The following is a 23296-nucleotide window of genomic DNA, read 5'->3' as shown; positions in this document are numbered from 1 at the left end:
CCGCCGAAGGCAAAGGGGGAATCAGGCCGAAATCGTGATCCGGGGGGTCAGCATGCCTTCGCCGCCCACCGGTCGGCCATCGAGCGACAGGGCGAGCAGACGGCGCTTCTCGAACGGACCGGGCGCATCCCATCCGCCCGTACCAGCGGCTGTAAAGCCCCAGAAACGGCCATAATATTCCGGATCGCCGATCATTATCAACGGTTCGGTGCGGAGCGCGCGTGCCTTGCCGATGACGGCATCCATCATCGCCCGGCCATGGCCGTCCTGTTGATGCGCAGGAGCCACCGCGACCGGCCCGATCATGATGAGCGGTATCTGCCGGCCATCCGCCTGCGTCAGGGCGACAGGCCAGCTTTGCAGCGTGCCGATCAACTCGCCGCCGCGACCGGCAATGGCCACCGACAGGGCCGGAATGATCGCCATGCCTTCCCGGATACGATAGGCGGTGCGGCCGTGGCGATCGGGCCCGAAAGCGGCGTCCAGCAAAGCCTCGATGGCGTCAGATGCAACAGTGTCCAGAGGGATAATGTCAGACACGCCTTGCCGATCCGCGATCAATGGCGCATGGGGCAGCGCCGGAAGCGGGGGCTTTAGCGCCCGCCTCGCAAAAGGAAAGAAAAATAGTCCCTGTCTGGGGTCAGGCTGTGGGCGATGGTTGGCAGGCTATGCATACGGGTTTTGACGATTTTCTGACGCTGGAGGTCAATAATCTCCATGTCGACGTGCTCACCGGCATTTACTCGGAGGAGACGCATCTTCCCCAGCCGCTGCGCATATCTATTCGCGCCCGCTTGCGAATCGCTGAACATTACGAGCCGGAAACGCCGCTCGGTCAGTCGAAAAACTATATGGACCTCAAGCATGCGGCATCGACCGCGCTGCCCGAAGGCGTGCATTTCACACTGATAGAGGCGGTGGCCGACCATATCATCGACACCATCTTCCTTCAGGACGACAAGGTCAGCCATGTCGAAGTGAAGATCGTCAAGCTCGCGCTGAGCGAGCGCGGCGAGGAAATCGGCATTACGCTGGGCCGCGGGCGGAAATAGCGCGCGCGGAAAACAGCCCCGATTATCGCCTTTTTGGGGGCAGAGGGCCGTTCTCGCAACGCAGGGTGAAACCGTCCCGCCGCCTCCTCGACGGCGGGACTTCGCTACCCCTTCTTGATCAACCCGATCTCGATCAACCGCTCGGTCAGATAATCATGCGCGCTGATCGGCGGATCGCGACGCGGATTGTCGGCGCTCACGCATTGGGGCAGGGCGTCGATCATGAAATCCGGGCGCAGATGCAGGAAAAAGGGCATGGAATAGCGCGAATGCCCCCGCCTTTCGGGCGGAGGATTGACCACGCGATGGCTGGTCGAGGGCAGGACATGGTTGGTCAACCGCTGGAGCATATCGCCGACGTTGATCGCCAAAGCGCCCGGCGGCGGCACGACCGGCAACCAGTTGCCGTCGCGATCCTTGAGTTCCAGACCGCCTTCCTCGGCGCCCAGCAGCAGCGTGATGAGATTGATGTCCTCATGCGCACCCGCGCGAATGCCGGGCGCTTGCGGCGACACCGGAGGATAATGAAGCAGGCGCAGGATCGAATTGCCATTGTCGATCGGCCCGTCGAACCAGCGTTCGGGCAGGCCGAGATAAAGGGCGATGGCTGACAGAAGCTCAGCGCCTACCCGGTCGAACTCGCGATACAGGTTGGCAAATACCGGCTTGAACTCCGGCATCTCGTCCGGCCAGACATTGGGCGGCATTGTTTGCGCCAGGGGGTCGCCCTCTGGCAAGTCGCGCCCCACATGCCAGAATTCCTTCAGGTCATTCTCGCTTGCGCCCTTGGCGATTTCTGTCCCGAATGCGGTATATCCGCGCTGCCCACCATTATATTTCGCGTCGTAGCGCCGCTTTGCGTCTTCAGGCAGCTTGAAAAAGCGCCGTGCCATGGCCCAGCCTTCGTCGATCAGGCCGGGGTCCATGCCATGGTCGCGCACCATCGCGAATCCGAACTGCTGAAAGGATTGGCCAAAGGCCTGGGCGAATTCCGCCTTGGACATCTCCGCCATGGACAGGACAGGCACCTGATCCAGCACCGTTTGCGACACCTTGCTATCTCCACATTCTTGAATGACCCTTTTCCGCCAAGGGGGCAGGGCCGTGTATGGCCGCATCCTTGATCGTCCCGGGCCGCTGTTGCAAGAAGGCAAAATGCACTATTGGCTCATGAAATCCGAACCTGATGTCTTCTCCTACGATGACCTGGTCGCGAAGGGCCAGGCGGAGTGGGACGGTGTGCGCAACCATGCCGCGCAGGGTCATATGCGCGCGATGCGCAAGGGTGATCTGGCCCTCTTCTACCACAGCAATATCGGCCTCGCGGCGGTCGGCATCATGTCCATCGTGGAGGAAGCCGCGCCTGACAGCACCGATTCCTCGGGCAAATGGATCGCGGTCCATGTCGCGCCGAAGGAAAGGCTTGCCAATCCGGTCACACTCAAGGCCATGAAGACGCAGGATGCCCTGTCGGACATGGCGATCATCCGGCAGCCGCGCCTGTCCGTCAGCCCCCTGACACCGGCGCAATTCGACCATATTGTCGCTATGTCAAAGGCTTGATGCCGGTCGTTTTGGCTGGTTGCGTCGACTGCAACCGGCATGCCCTTTTTTGCGATTGCGGTCCTGCTGCGCTGCAACATAGTGTGACGGCAAGCAGATAATAATATAATCAAGAGGTGTTTGATCGGCATTCACAAGGAGAAACCCTATGCGAATGCTGTCCAAGTTGATTGTTGCCGGCGCGCTCAGCGCCATCGCCGCCACCGCTGCCCAGGCTGAAGACGCTACCAAGCAGCGCTTCACGCATGAAGGCTATACCTACGTCTATGACGTCAAGGATACCAAGACCGGCCAGAAGATTTCGGGCCGTCGCTACCCCGGTTCGGTCGCCTTCAACCTGTCGGTGAAGGATGGCAAGGTTTCGGGTGTGTCGAACGGCCAGTCGGTCAGCTTCCCCGTCGAGGAAGCCCGCGGCGCCGCATCCAACTGACGCCCGCTTTCAAGGATAAAAAAGGGACGGCATCCGTACTGGATGTCGTCCCTTTTTTCGTTCGCGTTGCTTTCAGCTAAGCGGGCAACGCCCGTTCAGCGGCAGCGGCGCTTGCTGTCGATTTCCTTGCCCAGTAGCGCGCCGCCAGCAGCACCCAGGATCGTGCCGGTGGCGCGATCACCGCGCGTGTCGATCGCCCGGCCGACCAGCGCACCGCCGACGCCGCCGATGATCAGGCCCGTGGTCCCGTCCGACTTGCGGCAATAGGTGCGTCCGTCGCGACCGCGCCATTCCTTGTAGCGATGATGCTTGCGCGCTTGCGCGCCATCGGTGGGGACTGCCATCGAAACCGGAACCGCCAGCGACACGGCGGCGAGGGCCATAAGAGCTTTACGCATGAGTATCTCCTCCATTAGCGTGATTTGACGCTTGAACCCCCTTTTATTGATTGAGGTTGCATGAACCTGCGGCAACAGCCCAAGCCTTTGTTTCCACAGCCATAAAATTTGAGGTGAAATGATGCGCAGCGTCGATGAGCAGGATGGGAGGGCGCTGATCGCGGCCCTTAACCTGTCGCCCCATCCGGAAGGCGGATGGTATCGTGAGACCTGGCGCGCGGCGACGGCTGCTGACGGGCGGGCGGCCGGCACCGCGATCCTGTTCCTGCTGGAGGCGCATCAACACTCGCATTGGCATCGGGTCGATGCGGACGAACATTGGTTCTGGCACGCCGGCGCGCCACTCATCCTCTCCATCGCGTCTGCGGACGGCCCGGCATCCGAAGCCATCCTGGGGGCCGACATCATCGGTGGCCAGATGCCCCAGATGCTGGTCCCTGCGCATCACTGGCAATCGGCAAGGCCGATGGGCGGATGGACGCTGGTCAGTTGCACCGTCACGCCGGGCTTCGAATTTGCCGGCTTCACCCTCGCGCCGCCCGGTTGGTCGCCTGGCAGCTAGAGCGCGTCTGTTCGTCTGACGATGCATCGGCATTTCGCCGTTGACCGCAATGCCGCCCGACATTAGGGCACTCGCCATCCAGCCGGCTTAGCACAGCGGTAGTGCAGCGGTTTTGTAAACCGAAGGTCGGGGGTTCGATCCCCTCAGCCGGCACCATTTCTCCTGAAACCGTGTCACACCACCCCGAAGGTCCACCCTTCGGCGCGCGCGATCTCGTCCGTCAGCATGGCCGGAACCCAGAGCGCGGGGGTCGTCGCCGTGCGGCGCATCCAGGCGGCGGTGACGATCGCGTCCGCGCCATGGTCATCCGGCATGGGCCCGTCATGCGGCCTCGACCCAAGCGCCGCCAGCGCCGAATCGAGCGCATTGGCGTCGCGCATTTTCGTCCGCCCCTTGGGCCGCCCGGCCGCGCGCGCGGCGATGCTGGTATAAATTTCGACGATCAGCGAGCCGGCGGTGGGGCAGGGGTCGAATGGCCAGACCGGCACCTGCTTCCGCACATGGTGCAGCATCCGCATGCCCGCGAAACTCGCCTTCGCGACCTGTGCCGCGCCGATTGCGTCATAGACGGTGGACGGCTTGCCGCCCCCGCGCGCATTATAGCGCGCCTCGCAGATGCGATGATGCATGAAGGCTGCTTTCACCCCATCCGCCTTGCCGAAATAAAAATGGCGGCGATGAGTAATCTCCAACAGGCTCGCCGCGCCCAGATCTGCGTCGTTGCAGATCGCATCGACATAGGCCCAGAACGCCGGCCCATCATCGGGCACCACGTCTCCGGGAAGATAGCCGCCTCGCTCAACGAAGGGCGGGGCGAAGCTGAAATCGAACCCGAACAGCGTGTTGCCGCGCGTCGCCTCCGCCCTCACCCAATCCGCCACCGCCTGCCGCGACCACAGGCCCTCCGGCGCGGTGATCAACTGCGGAACGGCGTCGCCTGCCCCGCAAAGCGCTACCGCTATCCCCTTGTGGCGCGCGCCCTTCGCACCAGACCAGTCGATAGCGGCAAATCGCTCGAACCGGGGCGTCACCCTGTGCCGCGCTCCGCGCGCAGCCTGTCCCAATAGGCCATGCGCTCCGCCACGCGCGCTTCGAAACCGCGATCGGTGGGGGCGTAGAAAGTCTGCGCCTCCATCTCTTCGGGCCAATAATTCGCGCCGGAAAAGCCTTCCGCCGCATCATGGTCATATTGGTAATTTTTGCCATAGCCGACCTGCTTCATCAGCTTGGTGGGCGCATTGACGATATTCATTGGCGGCATCAGCGATCCGGTCTCGCGCGCCGAACGGAACGACGCCTTCATCGCCATATAGGCCGCGTTGGATTTTGGCGCGGTGGCGCAATAAAGACAGGCCTGCACGATGGCCAGTTCGCCTTCGGGACTGCCCAGAAAGTCATAGGCATCCTTGGCGGCCAGGCATTGCACCACGGCCTGCGGGTCGGCGAGGCCAATATCCTCCGTCGCGAACCGGACCAGCCGGCGCAGCACGTAAAGCGGCTCCTCGCCCGCCGTCAGCATCCGCGCCAGATAATAGAGCGCCGCCTGCGGATCGGACCCGCGCAGCGACTTATGGAGCGCGGAAATCAGATTATAATGGCCCTCCCGGTCCTTGTCATAGACCGCGACCCGGCGATGAAGCAGCGCGGACAGCCCGGCCGGATCGAGCGGCTCTGGAATGTCGATGGCGTAGAGGGTTTCGACCTGGTTCAGCAGGAAGCGCCCGTCGCCGTCCGCGCTCGCCAGCAACGCCTCACGCGCAGCCGAATCGAGCGGCAGGGGCCGTTCCATCAACCCTTCGGCGCGGTCCAGCAATTGCTCCAGCGCAGCGGCGTCCAGCCGGCGCAGGATCAGCACCTGCGCGCGTGACAGCAGCGCCGCGTTCAGTTCGAAACTGGGATTTTCGGTCGTCGCCCCGACCAGCGTCACCGTGCCATTTTCGACGAAGGGCAGGAAACTGTCTTGCTGCGCGCGATTGAACCGGTGAATCTCGTCCACGAACAACAGCGTCTTTTCACCGTGGCGCGCATGATCCTTGGCCGCCGCGAACACTTTTTTCAGATCGGCGACGCCCGAAAACACCGCGGATATCGGTTCGAACCGCATACCGACCGCATGGGCAAGCAAGCGCGAAATCGTCGTCTTGCCCGTACCCGGCGGGCCCCAGAAAATGATGGAGGATAATCGCCCCGCTGCGACCATCCGGCCGATCGCGCCGTCCGGCCCGGTCAGATGCTCCTGCCCGACGACATCGCCCAGCGTGCGCGGGCGCAGCCGGTCGGCGAGCGGTGCGGTATCGGGCGCGCCACCGGCGGCGGCGTCATCTGGGGAAGCGAACAGGTCGGCCATCGCCAGGGATATAGGGGCGGGCGGGCGATCAGGGAACAGGGCTGGAACGCGGAGCCAGTCCCTGCGCGCGCTGGCGAATGACGCGCAGATAGGTATCGACCAGCGCCTGATTGACCTGATCCCATCCGTTGCGCTCCGCCCGCTGCTGCGCCGCCTGGCCTGCCGCTGCACGCGCGGCCGTGTCCACGCAATAATATTGCAAGGCGTCCGCGAATGCGCTGATCGCGCCAGGCCGGATCAACCGTCCGGTCACGCCTTCCGTCACCAGGCTCTCGCTGCCGGTCGCGCGCGCGGCAACCGTTGGCAGGCCGCATGCCATCGCTTCCAGCGTCACATTACCAAAGGTTTCGGTGACCGAAGGATTGAACAGCATGTCCATGCTGGCCACCGCGCGGCCCAGGTCCACGCCCTTTTGAAAGCCTGTAAAGACCGCGCCGGGCAATCTGTTTTCAAACCATTCGCGCGCCGGGCCTTCGCCCACCACCAGCACTTTATGCGGCACCTGCCGCTGCGCCAGTTGATCGACCGTGTCGGAAAAGACGTCCAGTCCCTTTTCCATCACCAGCCGGCCGATGAAGCCGATCACCGGCATGTCGTCGCCGATACCCAGCGATCGTCGCCACGCCATGTCGCGCCGCGCCGGGCAGAAAATCTCGCGATCTATGCCGCGTGTCCAGATGCCCACATCATAGCTCATCCGCTGATCGCGCAGCAGTTGCGCCATGGATTCGGACGGGGCGACGATAGCGTCGCACCGCCGGTAGAAGCGCCGCAGCATCGATTCGATCAGCGGCTCCAGAAAGGCCAGACCATAATAGCGCGGATAGGTTTCGAAGCGCGTATGCACCGACGCGACCGTGGGCAGGCCGTGTGCCCGTGCCCAGCTGACCGCACGATGTCCCAGCGGATCGGGACTCGACACATGCACCAGATTGGGGCCGAACTGTTTGAGATCGCGGCGTAACGCGCCGGACAGGCGATAGGGGACGCGATATTCCTTTCGCCCCGGCACGGCGAAGGAGGGGGCGCTGACCAGGTCGCCGGTCGGCTCGAACGCGGGCGTGTCCACAGTCGGCGAATAGACGCGCACGGCGGCTCCCTGGCGCAGCAGATAGGATACGAACCGGTTGAGCGCCTGGTTCGCGCCATCGCGCACATAGTTGTAATTGCCGCTGAACAGGGCGACACGAAGGCCGGTAGCATCCATCGCAGCGCCTTAGCCGAACAGAAATGAAAACCCAAGGGAACCGCGCAAGCCCTTGGGAATTTTGCTTTCGCACGTTGATGAACCGGCCGGCGCGGCATGCGCCCCATAAAGGAGAGGATGCCCCTATGACCGATAGTTTCCGCAAAGGAAAAAGGGTCAAGTGGAACTGGGGGCAGGGCGTCGGCCGGGGGCGCGTGGAAGAGCGGTTCGATCGCCATGTCGAACGCACGATCGAAGGCTCCAAAATCCGCCGTAATGGCAGCAAGGACAATCCCGCCTATCTGATCAAGGTGGACGATGGCGGGGAAGTGCTCAAGCTCGGATCGGAACTGAGCGCCAGCTAGGAACGCCGGCCAGGTCCCCCTGACGGGGCCGGTGGCCGCCGATCGGCCATGGCATCCTGCCTGCCATCATGGCATCCGGGCGTAATGACCGTGAATTTCATGACCGTCGATGCGCTCCTCGTCGGGACGCCCGTGCCGTTTCGGGACGATGCCTATAGCGCCATCGCCAAACAGCCCGTGACCGGGCCGGTCCGCGTCGGGTGGGACGGACTGGAAGGCGATGCGGTTGCCGACCGCGTCCATCATGGTGGCTGGGACAAAGCAATCCACCTCTATGCGCAGGATCATTATGGCTGGTGGCGGGATCGTCTGCCTGGCCATAGGCTGCTTGAAAGCCCTGGTGCCTTTGGCGAGAATATTTCGGCGCGGGGCCTCACCGAATCGCAACTTTGCCTTGGCGACCGCTTCACCTTCGGCAGCGCCGTTGTAGAAATCAGCCATGGCCGCCAGCCCTGCTGGAAACTTGACCATCGTTTCGGCACCCGCGACGTCATGGCGACTATCGTCAAGACCGGCCGGTGCGGCATTTATTTCCGCGTCATCCAGGAAGGCGAGGCGGAGGCGGGGACCCGAATGACCCTGCTTGAACGACCCTTTCCCGAATGGACCATCGATCGCGTATTCCGGCTGCTGATCGGCGGCGGGCACAAGAAGGACCCTGCCGGTGTGCGCGCCCTCGCGGACATGCCGATCCTGGCGGAAACATGGCGGGACCGCGCGCGCAAGCTGGCGCCGGTGGCATAGGCTTTTTTAGCGCGTCCGATCGACCTGACGGTGGAAGCGTCCGTCCAGCGCTCTTAAGGTCCTGGTCATGCAGATGAACCGCTCCGACTCGATCGTCATTCTGACTGGCGCCGGCATTTCGGCCGAAAGCGGCCTTGCGACGTTCCGAGGGCCTGACGGCCTATGGGAGGGGCATAGGGTAGAAGACGTCTGCACGCCCGAAGCGCTGGCGCGCGATCCGGTGACGGTTCACCGTTTCTATGACGAACGGCGGGCCAAATTGGCGCAGGTCGCGCCTAATGCCGCCCATCAGGCGCTGGCCCGTCTTGACCGGGAGTGGCCGGGCCGGTTGCTGATCGTCACTCAGAATGTCGACGATCTGCATGAGCGCGCCGGCGCGACGCGGCTGCTCCACATGCATGGAGAGCTGAAGTCCGCCCTGTGCGCCGCCTGCGGGGCGGCTGCGCCCTGGACTGACGCTCTGCCGCCGGCTTCGACCTGCGCCAAGTGCAACGAACCACGGCTGCGTGCCGACATCGTCTTTTTCGGCGAAATGCCCTATCAGATGGATCGAATTTTCGCCGCGCTCCAACAGGCGGACCTGTTCGTGTCGATCGGAACCTCCGGCGCAGTCTATCCCGCCGCCGGTTTCGTCCAGACCGCCCGTGACGCTGGCGCTCGCACCATCGAACTCAATCTGGAGCCGTCGGCGGGCAGCGCCCTGTTCGATGAAACCCGACTCGGCCCCGCCACGCGGCTTGTGCCCGAACTGGTCGACATGCTGCTGCGCTAGGCGCAAGCGACGTTCGACTCCCTATCCGCGCCGCAAGCGGCGCCGGGCTCCAAATCCGCGCGCCTAGGCGAGAGGAGGGGGCTCACCATCCGCGGCATTGTCGCGATACAGCAGCATCACTGATCCATCCTCGCCATCCACCACTCGGATCGGCAGGCTCAATTGCAGGGCGGACAGAAACTCCTGGCTGTCGGTGGTGCGAAATCGTCCGCCGATCCGCAGCGCCGACACGCGGGTATCGCCGATCAGGATCGGGGCCTTGCGATAGCGGTTGAACTCATCGGCCGCCTGCTCGACGGTTTCGCCGTCCAGTTCCACCATCTGCGCGCGCCAGGCGGTGCGCTGCTCGACGATCTTTGGACCCAGTCGGGTGAGGGAAATGCTGCGCGGCTGGATCACCGCCCCGCTGCCGGCCGCCACCTGTTGCAACGGGCTGTCGCCGCAATGGACGGTCACCTTCCCATGGGTGACGGTCAGTTCCACCAGCGACGGTCGCAACCGGACGTTGAACGCGGTGCCGACCGCGCGGATCACCGCAGCGCGCGCTTCCACATCGAACGGGCGCGCGGGATCATGGCTGATCTCGAACGACGCCTCGCCCTTCATCACCCGGACCTTGCGGCCATTGCTGGTGAACCGGGCCTCGACCTCACTGTCACTGTTGAGGTGCAGGATGGACCCATCTTCCAGCGCGATGTCGCGCATCTGGCCCACGCCGGTTTCGTAGCGCTCCACGCCGCTGAACGTACGCACGGTCACGATCGCGGCGACGACGAACAATAATATGGCGACACCGGCGGCGACCATGATGTTGCGCGACAGGCGGCGCTGGTCGGCTTCGCTGATGATTTGCTGCATCGGGGGCAGCGTGATGTCGGCGGCTGCGCTTTTCAGCCGTTCCGATGCGTCCCAGGCGGCTTCCGCCCGGGCAAAGGCTACGGCATGACGGGGATCGGCCTCGATCCAGGCGCAGATTTCTGCTTCATCGTCCGGGCTGGGATCGCTGTTAAGCCTGGCCAGCAGGCGCGCGGCTTCCGCCTCGATCGCGTCCCTGCCCGCGTAGCTTGAACCTGGTTCCGACGCCTGCACGTTCGAAGTCCGTTTCCTCACGTTCCGCCCAGGCCCGCATAACTATTGCGATTGCTTTGGCCAGATGTTTTTCAACTGTTGAAACGGACAGAGACATTTCCTCCGCTATTTCCAGCATCGATTTTTCGTGAATGCGTCGCAGGATGAAGACGCGGCGGCATTGCGGCGGCAGCGACTCGACGATCACCTCGACCTGGCGCAGCGCTTCGCGAGCATGAAGCTGCGCCTCGATGTTATTTTCGCCGCCCAGCAGTTCCAGATCGGCGATCGTCTCGAAACTCACCACCTTGTTGCGGCGGGCGGTGTCGATGACCAGATTGCGGGCAATCGTGAACAGATAGGCCCGGCCCGTCGTCACATTTTCCCAATTTTCAGTGGCATAGGCGCGGGCCAGAACCTCGGCGACCATGTCTTCCAGTTCATGGGTGGACGGCAATATTCGCCGCAGCCGACCGCGAAGCGCAGCCTCCTGCGGTAATATGACCGTTTTGAACCATTCCAGTTTGGCGCGAACCCGTTGCACATGGACCCCCTGATCGTTGTCAGCCGCGCCTCTCCCGATTTCTTTTATCTGTCATAGTTCAATCATGGATGCAGGGGCCTGTCCACCCGAACGGAAGCCTATTTTTAACGATCGACCCAAAAGTTCCAAATCCGAGTAAATTTATTATCCTGCTGTGGCATATGGCGCACAGTTGATGCGCCGCGCATCAATCTGGCGGCGGCGGCAGCTCGGTCGGTGCCCGATCGGGCTGGTCATAATCGGGGGATACAGGCGTGATTTCGTCCGGCTCGGTCATCGGCGTTTCGGCAGGCCGTTCGGGCGCGGGCATTTCGTCGGGTGATTGCGGTTGGATGCGGTCGGGCGGCGGAACGGCGGCGGGGTTGGGGTCGGGCTGGGTGGCCATGGGCCTCTCCTTGACGGGGGTTTGTCATGACAGTTACGCATGGCGCGTTCAGCCAGTTCCGCCGGCTTATCCACTATCCCTTGCCACTGACCGCGCTTTTCTCTATGCCGCGCCGACCGGCGACCGATGCGGGCGTGGCGAAACTGGTAGACGCGCCAGATTTAGGTTCTGGTATCGCAAGATGTGGGGGTTCGAGTCCCTTCGCCCGCACCAGTGCGCCAGGTCCAGGCCATCGCAGGCGCCACCGAAATTCAGCTGAAGAAAGCGTTTGAGAGAAGAGATGCAGACTGTCGAGACGTTGAACGAGGGCCTGAAGCGCGCCTACACCGTGACCATCACATCGAAGGATATCGACGCTCGCGTTGACAAGGAAGTGAAGGCGATCGCGCCGCAGGTGCGGATGCCCGGCTTCCGCCCCGGCAAGGTGCCGGCCAACCTTGTCAAGAAGATGCACGGTGAATCGCTTCAGCGCGATGCACTCAACAACAGCATCCAGGACAGCATCCAGAAGCTGATCGCCGACCAAAAGCTGCGTCCCGCGATGCAGCCGTCGGTCGCACTGGACGAAGGGTTCGAATTCGGCAAGGATGCTGAGGTCAAGGTCGAGCTGGAAGTGCTGCCTGAAATCACGGCGCCCAGCATCGACGGGCTCAAGCTTGAGCGGCTGACCGTCGAAGTCGCCGACGACAAGGTCGCCGAAGCCGCCGCCCGTATCGCCGGCCAGCAGGGCGCGCTGGAAGACCATGCCGATGATCATGCCGCGGCCGAAGGCGACACGCTGGTGATCGATTTCGTCGGCAAGGTCGACGGCGAAGCGTTCGAAGGCGGCAGCGCCGAGGATATCCGCTTGAAGATCGGTTCGGGCCAGTTCATTCCGGGCTTCGAAGAGCAGCTGACCGGCGTCAAGAAGGGTGAGGAAAAGACGATCGACGTCACTTTCCCCGAAGATTATGGCGCTGAACATCTGGCCGGCAAGGCTGCGACCTTCGATGTCACGGTGAAGGCGGTGCTGAACGGCGACAAGCCCAAGGTCGACGAAGATTTCGCCAAGTCGCTGGGCCTGGAAAGCCTCGACAAGCTCAACGAACTGCTCAAGGGCCAGATCGAGCAGGAGCATAACGGCCTCACCCGCACCCATATGAAGCGCAAGCTGCTGGACCAGCTGGCCGCCAATCATGATTTCGACGTCCCGCCCAGCATGGTGGAGGCCGAATTCAACCAGATCTGGCAGCAGCTTGAGCATGAAGCGAGCCACGAGGAAGATCCCGAAGCCGCGCTCAAGGAAATGGAAGCCGAAAAGGAGGATTACCGCGCCATCGCCGTGCGTCGCGTCCGCCTGGGCCTCCTGCTCTCGGAAATCGGCCAGGCCAATGGTGTGACCGTGTCGGACCAGGAAATGAATCGCCTCATCATGCAGGCTGCGCAGCAGTACGGCCCGCAGGATCGCGAGCGCTTCGTGCAATATGTCCGTCAGGACCCGATGGCCGCCGCTCAGCTGCGCGCTCCGCTCTATGAGGACAAGGTCGTCGACTTCCTGTTCGAAAAGGCGGAAATCACTGATCGCGCCGTGACCCGTGAGGAACTGGAAGCGGCAATCGAGGCGGAAGATGGCGACATCAAGCCGCATGTCCATGGCCCCGACTGCGGTCATGACCATGATCATGACGACAAGCCCAAAGCGAAGAAGGCTGCCCCCAAGAAAAAGGCCGCCGAACCCGCCAAGGCTGATGAAGACGCTGCGCCGGCCGCCGAAGAAGCGCCTGCCAAGAAGCCGGCTGCCAAGAAAGCTGCGGCCAAGAAGGACGATGCCGTAGAGGCCGATGCCACGACCGAGGAAAAGCCCAAGAAGAAGGCTGCTCCCAAGAAGGCTGCTGCCAAGGCTGAATAAGCCTTACGGCCACAGATGAACAGGCGCCCCGCTTCCTCTACGGAAGCGCGGGCGCTTTTCATTTCGGGACCGGCATGGCAGATGAAATTTTAATCATGATGCGCCATGGCTGTCGCACGCATAAGGCAGGGCATGAGAAGGCGATGAAGGAATTTCCCGCAGTGAACAGCGAAACCGGCGCGGCCACCCCGCGCATCGCCGTCCTTCTGCCCTGCTATAATGAAGCCGGCGCCATCGTGCAGACGGTGGAGGATTTCCGCCGAGCCTTGCCGCATGCCGACATTTATGTGTTCGACAATAACAGCAGCGACAACAGCCGTGAGCTGGCGGCCGGGGCAGGGGCCATCGTGCGCCGCGTCAGCCAACAGGGCAAGGGCCATGTCGTGCGTCGCATGTTCGCAGACGTCGACGCCGATATCTACGTCATGGCCGATGGCGATGCGACCTACGAAGCCGCCGCCGCGCCCCGCATGGTCGCGGCCATGCTGGAGGATAATCTCGACATGGTCGTGGGCAGCCGCCGGGACGAGGTGGAGGCGGCCTATCGCCGCGGCCACCGCTTCGGCAACTGGGCGCTCACCACCTTGCTCAAGCAACTGTTCGGACGCAGCTTCACCGACATTCTGTCTGGCTATCGCGTCTTTTCCCGCCGCTTCGTGAAAAGTTTTCCCGTCCTCTCCGCGGGTTTCGAGATTGAAACGGAAATGTCGGTCCATGCGCTGGAACTGGCCATGCCCGTCGCCGAAGTCGTCACCGCCTATGGCGCGCGGCCCGAAGGATCGGTCAGCAAGCTCAGCACCTATCGCGACGGCTTTCGCATCCTGCGCACGATCATCACGCTATACCGGATCGAACGGCCCGTGCTGTTTTTCGGGATCATCGCGGCGCTGCTAGCCGTTCTCGCGCTGGGTCTCGCCGCGCCGCTCATCGTCACCTATCTCGAAACCGGCCTGGTGCCGCGCTTTCCGACCGCGATCCTCGTGACGGGCCTCATGATCCTCGCCACCCTGTCCGCCACTTGCGGGCTCATTCTCGATACAGTCGTGCGCGGCCGGCGGGAAGTGCGCCGGCTTGCCTATCTCGCCTTCCGCGCGCCGTCGGATTACGCCCGTCCCTGAGCCTTCCGGCGCAGGCGGAAGGCCAGGACGATCAGCAATAGCCCGGACAATAGCGCATAGGCGCCGATCGCCCATCCCAGCGACAGGATGCTGACCACCGGATTAAGCGTGAACAGGATGATGATGCCGATCCCCAGCGCTAGCGTGAGCAGGCCGTTGACGGCCAGCAGCCATTCGCCCTCGATCTCGTCGCGCAACCGGATGGCGGCGGCGATTTCCAGCATTCCAGCCAATATTGCCCAGCCCGCCACGAAGAACAGCGTCAGCATCGCATAGCTGACCGTCGCCGCCAGCGGCATCATCACGAACAGCACGCCCAGCGCTATGCCCAGAAGGCCGCGCACCAGCATCGCGATCCAGTGCGCGCCTTCGCCAGCGCGCCGAATTGCGGCGATGAACGAAAACACCCCGTCGACAAAGGCATAGACGGCAAACACCATCGTGAAGGCCACCAGCGCGGTGAAGGGATACAGCATCGCCACGATGCCCAGCAGTACGCCGATCACCCCGCGCGCCAGCAGCGCCTTCCACCGTGAGGAGTAGGGCCAACGACCGCCGGCGACGGTGGCAAAGGGCGGGGACTGATCGGACACGGGTCTTTCCTTCGGTTGGATGCTGGCCGATCAATAGATTGCGGGATGGTTGGTTCCCCCTTGAACCCGTGGCTTTTTGTGCCGATGTAGGGCGTGGGCAAAAGCAACTACCCGGAAAAGAGAAAAATGACCGATATCATGTCCGACCCCATGGCCGCGCTGGTCCCCATCGTCATCGAACAGTCGAACCGCGGCGAACGCAGCTTCGACATTTTTTCGCGGCTGCTGCGGGAACGGATCATCTTCGTGACCGGCCAGGTCGAAGATCATATGGCCTCGCTGATCGTCGCCCAGCTCCTGTTCCTGGAATCGGAAAATCCGAAGAAGGATATCTGGATGTACATCAATTCGCCCGGCGGCGTGGTGACGTCCGGCATGGCGATCCATGACACGATGAAATATATCCGGCCGCAGGTCGGCACTGTCTGCATCGGTCAGGCCGCGTCCATGGGCAGCTTCCTGCTCGCCGCTGGCGAGCCGGGCAAGCGCATCGCGCTGTCCAATGCGCGCATCATGGTGCACCAGCCTTCGGGCGGCGCGCAGGGCATGGCCTCGGACATCGAGATTCAGGCTAAGGAAATCCTGCGTATCCGTCGCCGCCTCAATGACCTGTATGTCCAATATACCGGCCAGACGCTGGAGGCCGTGGAGCGGGCAATGGACCGCGACACCTTCCTGGAAGCGGACGAAGCCAAGGCGTTTGGCCTGGTCGACGAAGTGTTCGACCGCCGCCCGCAAATGGCGGACCCCAACGAGGCCTAAAGACTATCTTTACCGCAGCGCGTCACTTTCTCCCCTTGTGGAACGGACGCGCTGCGGGCTAGAATGGCCTTTGGACCAGAAAAATCTCCCGCCGGCGCGGATCTGGTGATTAACTTCCGGGGGGGATAGAGAGAATGGCGAATGACTAAGCTTACCGGTTCGGACTCGAAAAGCACGCTTTACTGCTCCTTCTGCGGCAAGTCGCAGCATGAGGTGCGCAAGCTGATCGCAGGGCCGACCGTCTTCATCTGCGACGAATGCGTGGAACTGTGCAACGACATCATCCGCGAAGAGACCAAGGGCGGTCTCGTCGGTAAGAAGGATGGCGGCGTGCCGACCCCGCAGGAAATCTGCGATGTGCTCGACGATTATGTGATCGGCCAGAGCCGCGCCAAGCGCGTCCTCTCTGTCGCGGTCCACAACCATTACAAGCGCCTCAACCACGGCTCCAAGCCAGGCGAGGTGGAACTCGCCAAGTCCAACATCCTGCTCGTCGGGCCGACCGGCTGCGGCAAGACGCTGCTGGCCCAGACGCTCGCCAAGACGTTCGACGTGCCCTTCACCATGGCGGACGCGACGACCCTGACCGAAGCGGGCTATGTCGGCGAGGATGTGGAGAATATCATTCTCAAGCTGCTCCAGGCGTCCGACTATAATGTCGAAAAGGCGCAGCGCGGCATCGTCTATATCGATGAGATCGACAAGATCAGCCGTAAGGCCGAGAATCCGTCGATCACGCGCGACGTGTCGGGCGAAGGCGTGCAGCAGGCACTGCTCAAGCTGATGGAGGGCACTACTGCCAGCGTGCCGCCCCAGGGTGGCCGCAAGCATCCGCAGCAGGAGTTTCTCCAGGTCGATACGACCAACATCCTGTTCATCTGCGGCGGCGCTTTCGCTGGCCTCGAAAAGATCATCGGCGATCGTCTGGAAGCCAAGTCGATTGGTTTCGGCGCTCATGTTGCCGCGCCCGAGGAGCGCAAGACCGGCGAATTGCTGCGTCAAAGCGAGCCTGAGGATCTGCTCAAATTCGGCCTGATCCCCGAATTTGTCGGCCGGTTGCCCGTCATCGCGACGCTGGAAGATCTGGATGTGTCCGCGCTCGTGAAGATCCTGGTCGAACCCAAGAACGCTCTGGTGAAGCAATATGCCAAGCTGTTCGACATGGAGAATGTCGAATTGAGCTTCACCGACGACGCTTTGACCGCGATTGCGAAGAAGGCGATCGAGCGCAAGACGGGCGCACGCGGTCTCCGCTCGATCCTTGAAGGGATTCTGCTCGACACGATGTTCGATCTGCCCTCGATGGAGGGCGTAGGCGAAGTGGTTGTGGACAAGGATGTCGTGGCCGGCACGAAGGAGCCGATTCGCGTCTTCAGCGAAACCAAGAAGCGCGCCGACGACGCAGCCTGATCCCTGTCAGCGTCATCCGTTCCAAAATTTAGGAAAAAGCCGGCAAGCGATTGCCGGCTTTTTGCATTTTTCTTCGCCATCGCACAAATAATTTCGCTGCGTTGCAAAATTGCATCATACGCGCAGGAACCTTTGCAGTTCCTCCAATGTCACACAATTTCAACATATTAGGACAATAGGGACGCTGCCGTCGACGCCATGGGCGCAGGCGGTGGGGGGAATGTGACAATCCCGATGATGCGCTGTAACAAAAATGCAAAAGGAGCATCACAGGGGCGACGCCAGAAGCCGCAAAGAGCGGCGTCAGCTTGAGAGAGCAAAGCAGTTTGAAGCGTGGCGGACGCCACTCTTGCAAAGGGACAAGGGTCAAATGAAACAGTTTCTCATGGGCAGCGCGGCGGTCCTCGCCGTTGCCATTCCTGGTGCTGCGCTCGCGCAGTCGACCGGTTCGCAGGATTTCGAAGACACGATCGTCGTGACTGGCGCGACCGTCGACCAGGGCGTCGGCGGCGTGAAGATCCCGGACTCGCCGAAGGCGAAGGTCGTTCTGACGCAGGAAATCATCGAACGTCAGCGTCCTGGCCAGTCGGTCAACGAAATCATCAATCTGGTGCCGGGCGTCAGCTTCACCAACAACGATCCTTGGGGTTCGTCGGGCGGCAGCTTCACCATCCGCGGCTTCAGCTCGGATCGTATCGCGCAGATCCTTGACGGTATTCCGCTCAACGACTCGGGCAACTACGCGATCTACACCAACCAGCAGGTTGACCCGGAAATCGTCGAAAGCATCAACGTCAACCTCGGTGCGACCGACGTCGACAGCCCAACCGCCGCTGCGGTTGGCGGCACCGTCAACATCAACACCATGGTGCCTAAGGATGATTTCGGCGCGATGGGTAGCGTCAGCTACGGCAACATCGTCGCCGACGGCTCGGGCGACCGTCCTTTCCATCGCGTGTTCGGCATGATCCAGACCGGCGATTTCACCGGCCATGGCACCAAGGCATGGGTGTCCGCCTCGCGCGCCTACAACAAGGCGAGCTTCGCGGATTATGGCAGGATTGAAAAGGCCCAGTATAACGGCAAGATCTGGCAGGACATCGGTGCGAATGGCGACTTCATCTCGCTCGCCGGCCACTATAACGTCAATCGCAACAATTTCGGCGGTTCACCTGCCTCGGCCGCGGCGTTCAGCGGCGACAAGAGCGCGCGCTTCTACAATGTTTCGGGCGGCATTCCGTGCGAAATCAACACCGAAGCCAATCCGGCGATCGCGGATCAGACCAACAGCTGCGGCACGCAGTTCGAACGTCGCTACAACCCGTCGAACACCGGCAACGCGCGTCTCAGCACCCGCCTGACCCTGACCGATCGCCTGATCTTCTCGGCGGACGCGGCCTATCAATATGTAAAGGCGAACGGCGGCGGCACGACCTCTGCCTATGAATCGCCCTTCGTTCAGGGCGGCGACGCTCTGTCGGGCTATTTCAATGGCAGCGCCTATTTCAACCGCGATCTGAACGGCGACGGCACGCTCGGCGTGGACGTCAACGGCGACGGCGTGATCCAGGACTATACCGTCACCAACCCTGACGGCACCCGTACGACCGTGCGTGAATCCGACCGCGTCCTCATCAACAATCCCAGCCAGACGCAGACGAAGCGCTATGTCGCGATCGCCAACCTCTCTTACGAGATTGACGAAAACAACCGCGTCCGTCTGTCGTACAGCTTCGACCGTGCCCGTCACCGCCAGACCGGCGAAGGCGCGCGCGTGCTGTTCAACGGCGAACCGACCGACGTCTTCCCGGTCAATGATCCGCTGACCGACGCGGACGGCAATGTCCTGCAAAAGCGTGACCGCAAATCCTATGCGACGCTCAACCAGGTCGCGGGCGAATATCGCGGCACCTTCTTTGACGATCTTCTGACCGTCAACCTTGGCGTCCGTGCGCCCTTCTTCAAGCGCGAACTGAACCAATATTGCTTCACTTCGGCGCCCAACGGCAACGTCAACTGCGTCGCTGGTGGCGACGTGGCGGCCTATGCCGCTGCCAACCCGACCTTCGCCGCGCCGCAGTCGCGTAACTATAAATATGACAAGCTGCTGCCGAACGTCGGTGCGATCTTCAAGATCACGCCGGAAATCAGCATCGCGGGCAGCTATGCCGCAAACATCTCGGTTCCCGGCACCGACACGCTCTACAACTCGATCTATCTGCCGGCCGAAAATGCCGCGTCGAAGCCGGTTGCGGAAACGTCGGACAGCTTCGACCTCGCCCTGCGCTACCAGAACAACATCGTGCAGGCGGCCGTCACCGGCTGGTATGCCAAGTATAAGAACCGCATCGCATCGGCCTACAGCATCGAATGCGATTGCTCGATCGACACCAATCTGGGTGGCGTGAAGAAATACGGCATCGACGCCAATGTGTCGGTCCGTCCGACCCCCGGCCTGTTGGTCTACGCCTTCGGTTCGTGGATCGAATCGGAAATCGGTTCTGACGTTCAGACCGGTCCGACCGACTTCGCCGCGACCAAGGGCAATCGCGAACGTGGCGCGCCGTCCTATCTGGTCGGCGGTCGTATCCAGGGTACGCTGGGCCCGGTCGATCTTGGCGCGCAGATCAAGCGCACCGGTTCGCGCTACCTGAACGACATCAACACGTTCAAGGTTGCTGGCTACACGGTCGTCGATCTCGACCTGCGCTACAACCTGGCCAATCTGGGCTTGGAAAAGTCCTTTGTTCAGTTCAACGTGTCGAACCTGTTTGATAAATTCTACATCGGTTCGTTCAGCGGTGGCCTGACCACGGCGTCGAGCACCTTCGTCAACTATGGCGCCCCGCGCGCCATCAGCGGATCGCTGGTCGTCGCGTTCTAATCGACCGACGCAGGTAAAAGGAAAGGGCGGGGCGCGATCCCCGCCCTTTTTCTTTGGGTGCGCGACATGGCCCATTGCGGGCTGCGCTCCAGCTTTCCTATTTCGCTGGAAATGTTGGAAATTTCGCGGTTTATCCTGCTGGATGGAACAGGCCGCCACGTCCCATGCCCCCGATCGACCGCCAGCGCACAGCGCTGCCGCGCCTTCCGCTCACCTGTCGCTTCGGTGTCGCCTTGTGGTCGCTTCGTGGTCGCTTACTGGTCGCTTCGGGCCGAAAAAGCCCGACGACACTGTGAACTTCGACAGTCCGGGTCGGCTATTTCACACAGCGGTCCAGCCCATCGCGCTGCACCACGCCGATGCGTGTCGCAATCGTATTTCCATAGCGCCGCGTAAAGCCGCTCGGCGCCACCGCGGCGCGTTTCTTGGGCAGCGGCAGGACCGCGGCGATCCGCGCCGCCTCCGCCCGGCTCAGCCGGTCCGCGCCATGGCGGAAATAGCGGATCGCGCCGGCCTGCACGCCATAGGTGCCGATGCCGGTCTCCGCGACGTTCAAATAGACTTCCATGATCCGCCGCTTGCCCCAGATCGCCTCGATCAACACCGTGAACCAGGCTTCCAGCCCCTTGCGGACGAACCCGCCCCCTTGCCACAGGAACACGTTTTTCGCCGTTTGCTGGCTGATCGTCGATCCGCCCCGGATGCGCCCGCCACTGGCATTGTGCATCGCCGCCTTGGCGATGGCGTCCACATCGAACCCGTGATGGCTACAGAATTTGCCATCCTCGGCCGCGATTGCAGCGCGCGCCATGTCGGGGTCAATATCCTTCAGGCTGGTCCAGTCCTTCGTGATGCCCTTGGGGTCGAGCAGCATCGTCATCGTGACCGGCGGCGGCACGAAGCGGTACAGCGTCACCAGCAGCAGCGACAGCAGAACGAAACCCGCGATGACACGCAGCGGGATCGTGATCCAGCGGGATCGGCGGCGGTTGGGAAAGGCGGATTTGGCGGTCATGGACCTATCGATAGCGCCCCCCTCGCGTGCTTCAAGTGCAAGCGACGCGGCCATGCTTGATCGACCCTGCGGCCGCGCCTACACCCGATCCATGACCTATGCTCCCTATCCCGCGCTGCGCCTGCGCCGCACTCGCGCATCGGCGTGGAGCCGCGCCATGCACGCGGAAAACCGCCTGTCTCCCAGCGACTTCATCTGGCCCTTGTTCGTCACTGATGGAGAGGGGGCGGAACAGCCGATCGGCGCGCTGCCCGGCGTGTCGCGCTGGTCCGTCGATGGCATCGTGGCCCGCGCGCGCGAAGCCCACGACGCCGGCATTCCATGCCTCGCCCTTTTCCCCAATACCCAGGCGGACCGGCGCAGCGACGATGGCGCCGAAGCGCTCAATCCCGACAATCTCATGTGCCGCGCGATTCGCGCCATCAAGGATGCCGTTCCCGATATCGGCGTTCTGACCGACGTCGCGCTCGATCCCTATACCGTCCATGGGCAGGACGGCCTGCTCGACCCCACCGGCTATGTCGTCAATGACGCGACGGTGGACGTGCTGATCGGCCAGTCGCTGAACCAGGCGGCAGCGGGCGCGGACATCATCGCGCCCAGCGACATGATGGACGGCCGTGTCGGTGCGATCCGCGAGGCGCTGGAGGAAACCGGCCACGCCAATGTCCAGATCATGGCCTATGCCGCCAAATATGCGAGCGCCTTTTACGGTCCTTTCCGCGACGCGGTAGGGTCGCGCGGCTTGCTCAAAGGCGACAAGAAAAACTATCAGATGGACCCCGCCAATGGCGAAGAAGCGCTGCGCGAAGTGGCGCTCGACCTGGCTGAAGGCGCGGACAGCGTCATCGTGAAGCCGGGCCTGCCCTATCTCGACATCGTCGCGCGCGTGCGCGACCGGTTCGCCGTCCCGGTCTTCGCTTATCAGGTGTCGGGCGAATATGCGATGATCGAACATGCTGCCGCGGCAGGCGCGGGCGATCGCGACGCGCTGATCCTTGAAACGCTGATGGCGTTCAAGCGGGCGGGCTGTTCGGGCGTGCTGACCTACCACGCGCTCCACGCCGCGCGGTTGCTGCATGGCTGAATTTTGTCTGGAAACGGACAGGCTATGGTTGCGCGCATGGCGGTCGGGCGACGCTGAACCTTTCAGGCGATCGCTGGATACGGATGAGGTCACGCGCTGGCTCGGCGGCCGGCAGCCGGCTGAATATTATGACCGTCTTTGCGCGGCTATGCAGCAGAGCCAGGCTGAGCACGGCCACTGTTTCTGGATCATGGAAGACAAGGCCGAAGGGGCGATCATCGGATTTTGCGGGCCGCGGCGCGGGCGGCATCTCGGAACGCCCATCCATGGCGCCCTGGAACTGGGGTGGCGGCTGGCCTCGTCGCATTGGGGCAAGGGCTATGCCAAGGAAGCCGCAGCCGCAACTGTGCAATGGTGCCGCCAGCATCGTCCGCTCGACGGCCGGCTGATTGCCTATACGGTTCCCGGCAACAGCGCGTCCCGGGGTCTGATGACGGCGCTGGGAATGCAGCGGCAACCGAACATGGATTTCGACCATCCCGATCTGCCACCCGGCCATCCCCTGCGCCGGCATATTACTTACACATTGGAGCATCCGGCATGACGGCCCATCCTGAAACAAGCATCATTCCTTTCAACGGCAGGACGCCTGTCATTCATCCAAGCGCCTTCATCGCGCCCGGCTGCCGGATCATCGGAGACGTAGAAATCGGCGAGGATGCCAGCATCTGGTATAATTGCGTCCTGCGAGCCGACGTGAACCGCATCCGGATCGGCGCACGGACCAACATCCAGGATGGAACGGTCGTTCACTGCGACAGTCCCGGTGACCGCGCTGACGGCCGACCGCTTGATGGATGGCCCACGATTATCGGTGACGATGTGCTGATCGGCCATATGGCGATGGTGCATGGTTGCGTGCTGGAGGACCGCGCCTTTGTCGGGCTGGGCGCGATCGTCATGAGCGGCTGCACAGTGGAAAGCGACGCCATGCTGGCGGCGGGCGCCATGCTGACATCGGGCAAGACGGTGGCACACCGGCAATTATGGGCGGGTCGTCCGGCCAAATATATGCGTGATCTCAGTGATGAAGCACTGATCGACATGCGCGAAGGCGTCGATCATTATGTCCATAATGGCAAAGCCCACAAAGGCTCTGTCAAGGCGAGCTATGGGTGACGGG

Annotated in this window: 26 protein-coding genes and 2 tRNA genes; 17 read left to right on the top strand and 11 right to left on the bottom strand. The window is 62.5% G+C overall.

The genetic code is table 11. From position 1 onward, the window contains the following. Positions 1 to 21: 21 nt before the first annotated feature. On the bottom strand, positions 22 to 540 hold the full coding sequence (locus B2V90_RS09500) for a GNAT family N-acetyltransferase (protein WP_228222188.1): 519 nt from the start codon (positions 538 to 540) through the stop codon (positions 22 to 24). A gap of 128 nt (positions 541 to 668) precedes the next feature. On the opposite strand from B2V90_RS09500, the gene B2V90_RS09495 reads away from it, so the two are divergent. After that, positions 669 to 1052, top strand: a complete 384-nt coding sequence (locus tag B2V90_RS09495) for a dihydroneopterin aldolase (RefSeq protein WP_228222189.1) — start codon at positions 669 to 671, stop codon at positions 1050 to 1052. 104 nt (positions 1053 to 1156) lie between these two features. Here the strand turns inward: B2V90_RS09495 and B2V90_RS09490 are convergent, their stop codons facing one another. Beyond that, the gene (locus tag B2V90_RS09490; RefSeq protein WP_228222190.1) at positions 1157 to 2104 is read right to left on the bottom strand and encodes an isopenicillin N synthase family dioxygenase; all 948 of its coding nucleotides are present in this window, start codon (positions 2102 to 2104) and stop codon (positions 1157 to 1159) included. A 103-nt stretch (positions 2105 to 2207) separates the two neighbouring features. On the opposite strand from B2V90_RS09490, the gene B2V90_RS09485 reads away from it, so the two are divergent. Both B2V90_RS09485 and B2V90_RS09480 read left to right on the top strand, forming a co-directional pair. Next, the gene (locus B2V90_RS09485) at positions 2208 to 2615 is read left to right on the top strand and encodes an EVE domain-containing protein (RefSeq protein WP_037542766.1); all 408 of its coding nucleotides are present in this window, start codon (positions 2208 to 2210) and stop codon (positions 2613 to 2615) included. Positions 2616 to 2769: 154 nt separating this feature from the next. Further along, the gene (locus B2V90_RS09480; RefSeq protein ID WP_009821956.1) at positions 2770 to 3045 is read left to right on the top strand and encodes a hypothetical protein; all 276 of its coding nucleotides are present in this window, start codon (positions 2770 to 2772) and stop codon (positions 3043 to 3045) included. Positions 3046 to 3140: 95 nt separating this feature from the next. Here the strand turns inward: B2V90_RS09480 and B2V90_RS09475 are convergent, their stop codons facing one another. Beyond that, entirely contained in the window at positions 3141 to 3443 is a 303-nt protein-coding gene (locus B2V90_RS09475; RefSeq protein WP_031297471.1) for a glycine zipper 2TM domain-containing protein, read from the bottom strand. A 121-nt stretch (positions 3444 to 3564) separates the two neighbouring features. Here B2V90_RS09475 and B2V90_RS09470 point away from each other — a divergent pair, with 121 nt between their 5' ends. Together B2V90_RS09470 and B2V90_RS09465 are read left to right on the top strand one after the other, a co-directional pair. Then, complete coding sequence (locus B2V90_RS09470; RefSeq protein WP_228222224.1) at positions 3565 to 4005, top strand: cupin domain-containing protein; 441 nt, start codon at positions 3565 to 3567, stop codon at positions 4003 to 4005. An 81-nt stretch (positions 4006 to 4086) separates the two neighbouring features. After that, positions 4087 to 4161, top strand: a tRNA-Thr gene (locus tag B2V90_RS09465). A gap of 17 nt (positions 4162 to 4178) precedes the next feature. Here the strand turns inward: B2V90_RS09465 and B2V90_RS09460 are convergent. From B2V90_RS09460 to B2V90_RS09450, 3 genes are read right to left on the bottom strand one after another with little or no spacing between them, the layout of a single operon-like run. Next, on the bottom strand, positions 4179 to 5036 hold the full coding sequence (locus tag B2V90_RS09460) for a hypothetical protein (RefSeq protein WP_228222191.1): 858 nt from the start codon (positions 5034 to 5036) through the stop codon (positions 4179 to 4181). Continuing rightward, complete coding sequence (locus B2V90_RS09455) at positions 5033 to 6352, bottom strand: replication-associated recombination protein A (protein WP_228222192.1); 1320 nt, start codon at positions 6350 to 6352, stop codon at positions 5033 to 5035. The genes B2V90_RS09460 and B2V90_RS09455 overlap by 4 nt, the downstream gene beginning before the upstream one ends. A gap of 28 nt (positions 6353 to 6380) precedes the next feature. Beyond that, positions 6381 to 7559 (bottom strand): glycosyltransferase family 4 protein, encoded by a 1179-nt coding sequence (locus B2V90_RS09450; RefSeq protein WP_228222193.1) that lies wholly within the window; start codon positions 7557 to 7559, stop codon positions 6381 to 6383. A gap of 125 nt (positions 7560 to 7684) precedes the next feature. Here B2V90_RS09450 and B2V90_RS09445 point away from each other — a divergent pair, with 125 nt between their 5' ends. From B2V90_RS09445 to B2V90_RS09435, 3 genes are all read left to right on the top strand, one after another. Beyond that, entirely contained in the window at positions 7685 to 7903 is a 219-nt protein-coding gene (locus B2V90_RS09445) for a DUF2945 domain-containing protein (RefSeq protein ID WP_037542312.1), read from the top strand. Positions 7904 to 7987: 84 nt separating this feature from the next. Further along, positions 7988 to 8647, top strand: coding sequence for an MOSC domain-containing protein (locus B2V90_RS09440; RefSeq protein WP_228222194.1), 660 nt, complete (start codon positions 7988 to 7990; stop codon positions 8645 to 8647). A 67-nt stretch (positions 8648 to 8714) separates the two neighbouring features. Continuing rightward, complete coding sequence (locus tag B2V90_RS09435; RefSeq protein WP_414711592.1) at positions 8715 to 9419, top strand: NAD-dependent deacylase; 705 nt, start codon at positions 8715 to 8717, stop codon at positions 9417 to 9419. A 63-nt stretch (positions 9420 to 9482) separates the two neighbouring features. Here B2V90_RS09435 and B2V90_RS09430 read toward each other — a convergent pair whose 3' ends face one another. The 3 genes from B2V90_RS09430 to B2V90_RS09420 form a co-directional block, all read right to left on the bottom strand. Further along, the gene (locus tag B2V90_RS09430; protein WP_228222195.1) at positions 9483 to 10508 is read right to left on the bottom strand and encodes a FecR family protein; all 1026 of its coding nucleotides are present in this window, start codon (positions 10506 to 10508) and stop codon (positions 9483 to 9485) included. Next, complete coding sequence (locus tag B2V90_RS09425; RefSeq protein ID WP_009821946.1) at positions 10426 to 11031, bottom strand: RNA polymerase sigma factor; 606 nt, start codon at positions 11029 to 11031, stop codon at positions 10426 to 10428. Before B2V90_RS09425 ends, B2V90_RS09430 begins: the two co-directional genes overlap by 83 nt. A gap of 187 nt (positions 11032 to 11218) precedes the next feature. Beyond that, a complete protein-coding gene (locus tag B2V90_RS09420; RefSeq protein WP_228222196.1) occupies positions 11219 to 11416 on the bottom strand; it encodes a hypothetical protein in 198 nt (65 codons plus the stop codon). 128 nt (positions 11417 to 11544) lie between these two features. On the opposite strand from B2V90_RS09420, the gene B2V90_RS09415 reads away from it, so the two are divergent. From B2V90_RS09415 to B2V90_RS09405, 3 genes are all read left to right on the top strand, one after another. Further along, positions 11545 to 11629 (top strand) — tRNA-Leu (locus tag B2V90_RS09415). A gap of 67 nt (positions 11630 to 11696) precedes the next feature. Further along, positions 11697 to 13304, top strand: a complete 1608-nt coding sequence (tig, locus tag B2V90_RS09410) for a trigger factor (protein WP_228222197.1) — start codon at positions 11697 to 11699, stop codon at positions 13302 to 13304. Between the two features lie 143 nt (positions 13305 to 13447). Continuing rightward, positions 13448 to 14422 carry a glycosyltransferase family 2 protein gene (locus B2V90_RS09405; protein WP_228222226.1) on the top strand — a complete coding sequence of 325 codons (975 nt, stop codon included), beginning with the start codon at positions 13448 to 13450 and terminating at the stop codon, positions 14420 to 14422. On the opposite strand, the gene B2V90_RS09400 is transcribed toward B2V90_RS09405, so the two are convergent. Then, positions 14407 to 15015 carry an HdeD family acid-resistance protein gene (locus tag B2V90_RS09400; RefSeq protein ID WP_293920972.1) on the bottom strand — a complete coding sequence of 203 codons (609 nt, stop codon included), beginning with the start codon at positions 15013 to 15015 and terminating at the stop codon, positions 14407 to 14409. The genes B2V90_RS09405 and B2V90_RS09400 overlap by 16 nt on opposite strands. 126 nt (positions 15016 to 15141) lie before the next feature. On the opposite strand from B2V90_RS09400, the gene clpP reads away from it, so the two are divergent. From clpP to B2V90_RS09385, 3 genes are all read left to right on the top strand, one after another. Then, positions 15142 to 15777, top strand: a complete 636-nt coding sequence (gene clpP / locus B2V90_RS09395) for an ATP-dependent Clp endopeptidase proteolytic subunit ClpP (protein ID WP_009821941.1) — start codon at positions 15142 to 15144, stop codon at positions 15775 to 15777. A gap of 141 nt (positions 15778 to 15918) precedes the next feature. Continuing rightward, positions 15919 to 17187 (top strand): ATP-dependent Clp protease ATP-binding subunit ClpX, encoded by a 1269-nt coding sequence (gene clpX, locus B2V90_RS09390; RefSeq protein ID WP_062731282.1) that lies wholly within the window; start codon positions 15919 to 15921, stop codon positions 17185 to 17187. 370 nt (positions 17188 to 17557) lie between these two features. Beyond that, the gene (locus tag B2V90_RS09385; protein WP_228222199.1) at positions 17558 to 20071 is read left to right on the top strand and encodes a TonB-dependent receptor; all 2514 of its coding nucleotides are present in this window, start codon (positions 17558 to 17560) and stop codon (positions 20069 to 20071) included. 316 nt (positions 20072 to 20387) lie between these two features. Here B2V90_RS09385 and mtgA read toward each other — a convergent pair whose 3' ends face one another. Beyond that, positions 20388 to 21086: a monofunctional biosynthetic peptidoglycan transglycosylase gene (gene mtgA / locus B2V90_RS09380; RefSeq protein ID WP_228222200.1), complete on the bottom strand. Its 699-nt coding sequence runs from the start codon at positions 21084 to 21086 to the stop codon at positions 20388 to 20390. 91 nt (positions 21087 to 21177) lie between these two features. Between mtgA and hemB the strand changes: the two genes are divergently transcribed. From hemB to B2V90_RS09365, 3 genes are read left to right on the top strand one after another with little or no spacing between them, the layout of a single operon-like run. Beyond that, positions 21178 to 22173 carry a porphobilinogen synthase gene (gene hemB / locus B2V90_RS09375; protein ID WP_228222227.1) on the top strand — a complete coding sequence of 332 codons (996 nt, stop codon included), beginning with the start codon at positions 21178 to 21180 and terminating at the stop codon, positions 22171 to 22173. Continuing rightward, positions 22166 to 22717 (top strand): GNAT family N-acetyltransferase, encoded by a 552-nt coding sequence (locus B2V90_RS09370; protein ID WP_228222201.1) that lies wholly within the window; start codon positions 22166 to 22168, stop codon positions 22715 to 22717. Before hemB ends, B2V90_RS09370 begins: the two co-directional genes overlap by 8 nt. Continuing rightward, the gene (locus tag B2V90_RS09365; RefSeq protein WP_228222202.1) at positions 22714 to 23292 is read left to right on the top strand and encodes a gamma carbonic anhydrase family protein; all 579 of its coding nucleotides are present in this window, start codon (positions 22714 to 22716) and stop codon (positions 23290 to 23292) included. The genes B2V90_RS09370 and B2V90_RS09365 overlap by 4 nt, the downstream gene beginning before the upstream one ends. Positions 23293 to 23296: the final 4 nt, after the last annotated feature.

It is taken from the genome of Sphingobium sp. UBA5915 (assembly GCF_002431195.1).
GTDB lineage: Bacteria > Pseudomonadota > Alphaproteobacteria > Sphingomonadales > Sphingomonadaceae > Sphingobium > Sphingobium soli.
The sequence above is the reverse complement of the archived record's forward strand: the minus strand, read 5'-3'. Positions and strand labels throughout refer to the sequence as shown.

What these genes read in the sequence shown, in the direction of transcription:
- B2V90_RS09495 (WP_228222189.1), top strand. Translation starts at nt 669, where the DNA reads ATGCATACGGGTTTTGACGATTTTCTGACGCTGGAGGTCAATAATCTC.
- B2V90_RS09485 (WP_037542766.1), top strand. Translation starts at nt 2,208, where the DNA reads ATGCACTATTGGCTCATGAAATCCGAACCTGATGTCTTCTCCTACGAT.
- B2V90_RS09480 (WP_009821956.1), top strand. Translation starts at nt 2,770, where the DNA reads ATGCTGTCCAAGTTGATTGTTGCCGGCGCGCTCAGCGCCATCGCCGCC.
- B2V90_RS09475 (WP_031297471.1), bottom strand. Translation starts at nt 3,443, where the DNA reads ATGCGTAAAGCTCTTATGGCCCTCGCCGCCGTGTCGCTGGCGGTTCCG.
- B2V90_RS09470 (WP_228222224.1), top strand. Translation starts at nt 3,565, where the DNA reads ATGCGCAGCGTCGATGAGCAGGATGGGAGGGCGCTGATCGCGGCCCTT.
- B2V90_RS09455 (WP_228222192.1), bottom strand. Translation starts at nt 6,352, where the DNA reads ATGGCCGACCTGTTCGCTTCCCCAGATGACGCCGCCGCCGGTGGCGCG.
- B2V90_RS09450 (WP_228222193.1), bottom strand. Translation starts at nt 7,559, where the DNA reads ATGGATGCTACCGGCCTTCGTGTCGCCCTGTTCAGCGGCAATTACAAC.
- B2V90_RS09445 (WP_037542312.1), top strand. Translation starts at nt 7,685, where the DNA reads ATGACCGATAGTTTCCGCAAAGGAAAAAGGGTCAAGTGGAACTGGGGG.
- B2V90_RS09440 (WP_228222194.1), top strand. Translation starts at nt 7,988, where the DNA reads ATGACCGTGAATTTCATGACCGTCGATGCGCTCCTCGTCGGGACGCCC.
- B2V90_RS09435 (WP_414711592.1), top strand. Translation starts at nt 8,715, where the DNA reads ATGCAGATGAACCGCTCCGACTCGATCGTCATTCTGACTGGCGCCGGC.
- B2V90_RS09420 (WP_228222196.1), bottom strand. Translation starts at nt 11,416, where the DNA reads ATGGCCACCCAGCCCGACCCCAACCCCGCCGCCGTTCCGCCGCCCGAC.
- tig (WP_228222197.1), top strand. Translation starts at nt 11,697, where the DNA reads ATGCAGACTGTCGAGACGTTGAACGAGGGCCTGAAGCGCGCCTACACC.
- B2V90_RS09405 (WP_228222226.1), top strand. Translation starts at nt 13,448, where the DNA reads ATGAAGGAATTTCCCGCAGTGAACAGCGAAACCGGCGCGGCCACCCCG.
- clpP (WP_009821941.1), top strand. Translation starts at nt 15,142, where the DNA reads ATGACCGATATCATGTCCGACCCCATGGCCGCGCTGGTCCCCATCGTC.
- clpX (WP_062731282.1), top strand. Translation starts at nt 15,919, where the DNA reads ATGACTAAGCTTACCGGTTCGGACTCGAAAAGCACGCTTTACTGCTCC.
- B2V90_RS09385 (WP_228222199.1), top strand. Translation starts at nt 17,558, where the DNA reads ATGAAACAGTTTCTCATGGGCAGCGCGGCGGTCCTCGCCGTTGCCATT.
- mtgA (WP_228222200.1), bottom strand. Translation starts at nt 21,086, where the DNA reads ATGACCGCCAAATCCGCCTTTCCCAACCGCCGCCGATCCCGCTGGATC.
- hemB (WP_228222227.1), top strand. Translation starts at nt 21,178, where the DNA reads ATGACCTATGCTCCCTATCCCGCGCTGCGCCTGCGCCGCACTCGCGCA.
- B2V90_RS09370 (WP_228222201.1), top strand. Translation starts at nt 22,166, where the DNA reads ATGGCTGAATTTTGTCTGGAAACGGACAGGCTATGGTTGCGCGCATGG.
- B2V90_RS09365 (WP_228222202.1), top strand. Translation starts at nt 22,714, where the DNA reads ATGACGGCCCATCCTGAAACAAGCATCATTCCTTTCAACGGCAGGACG.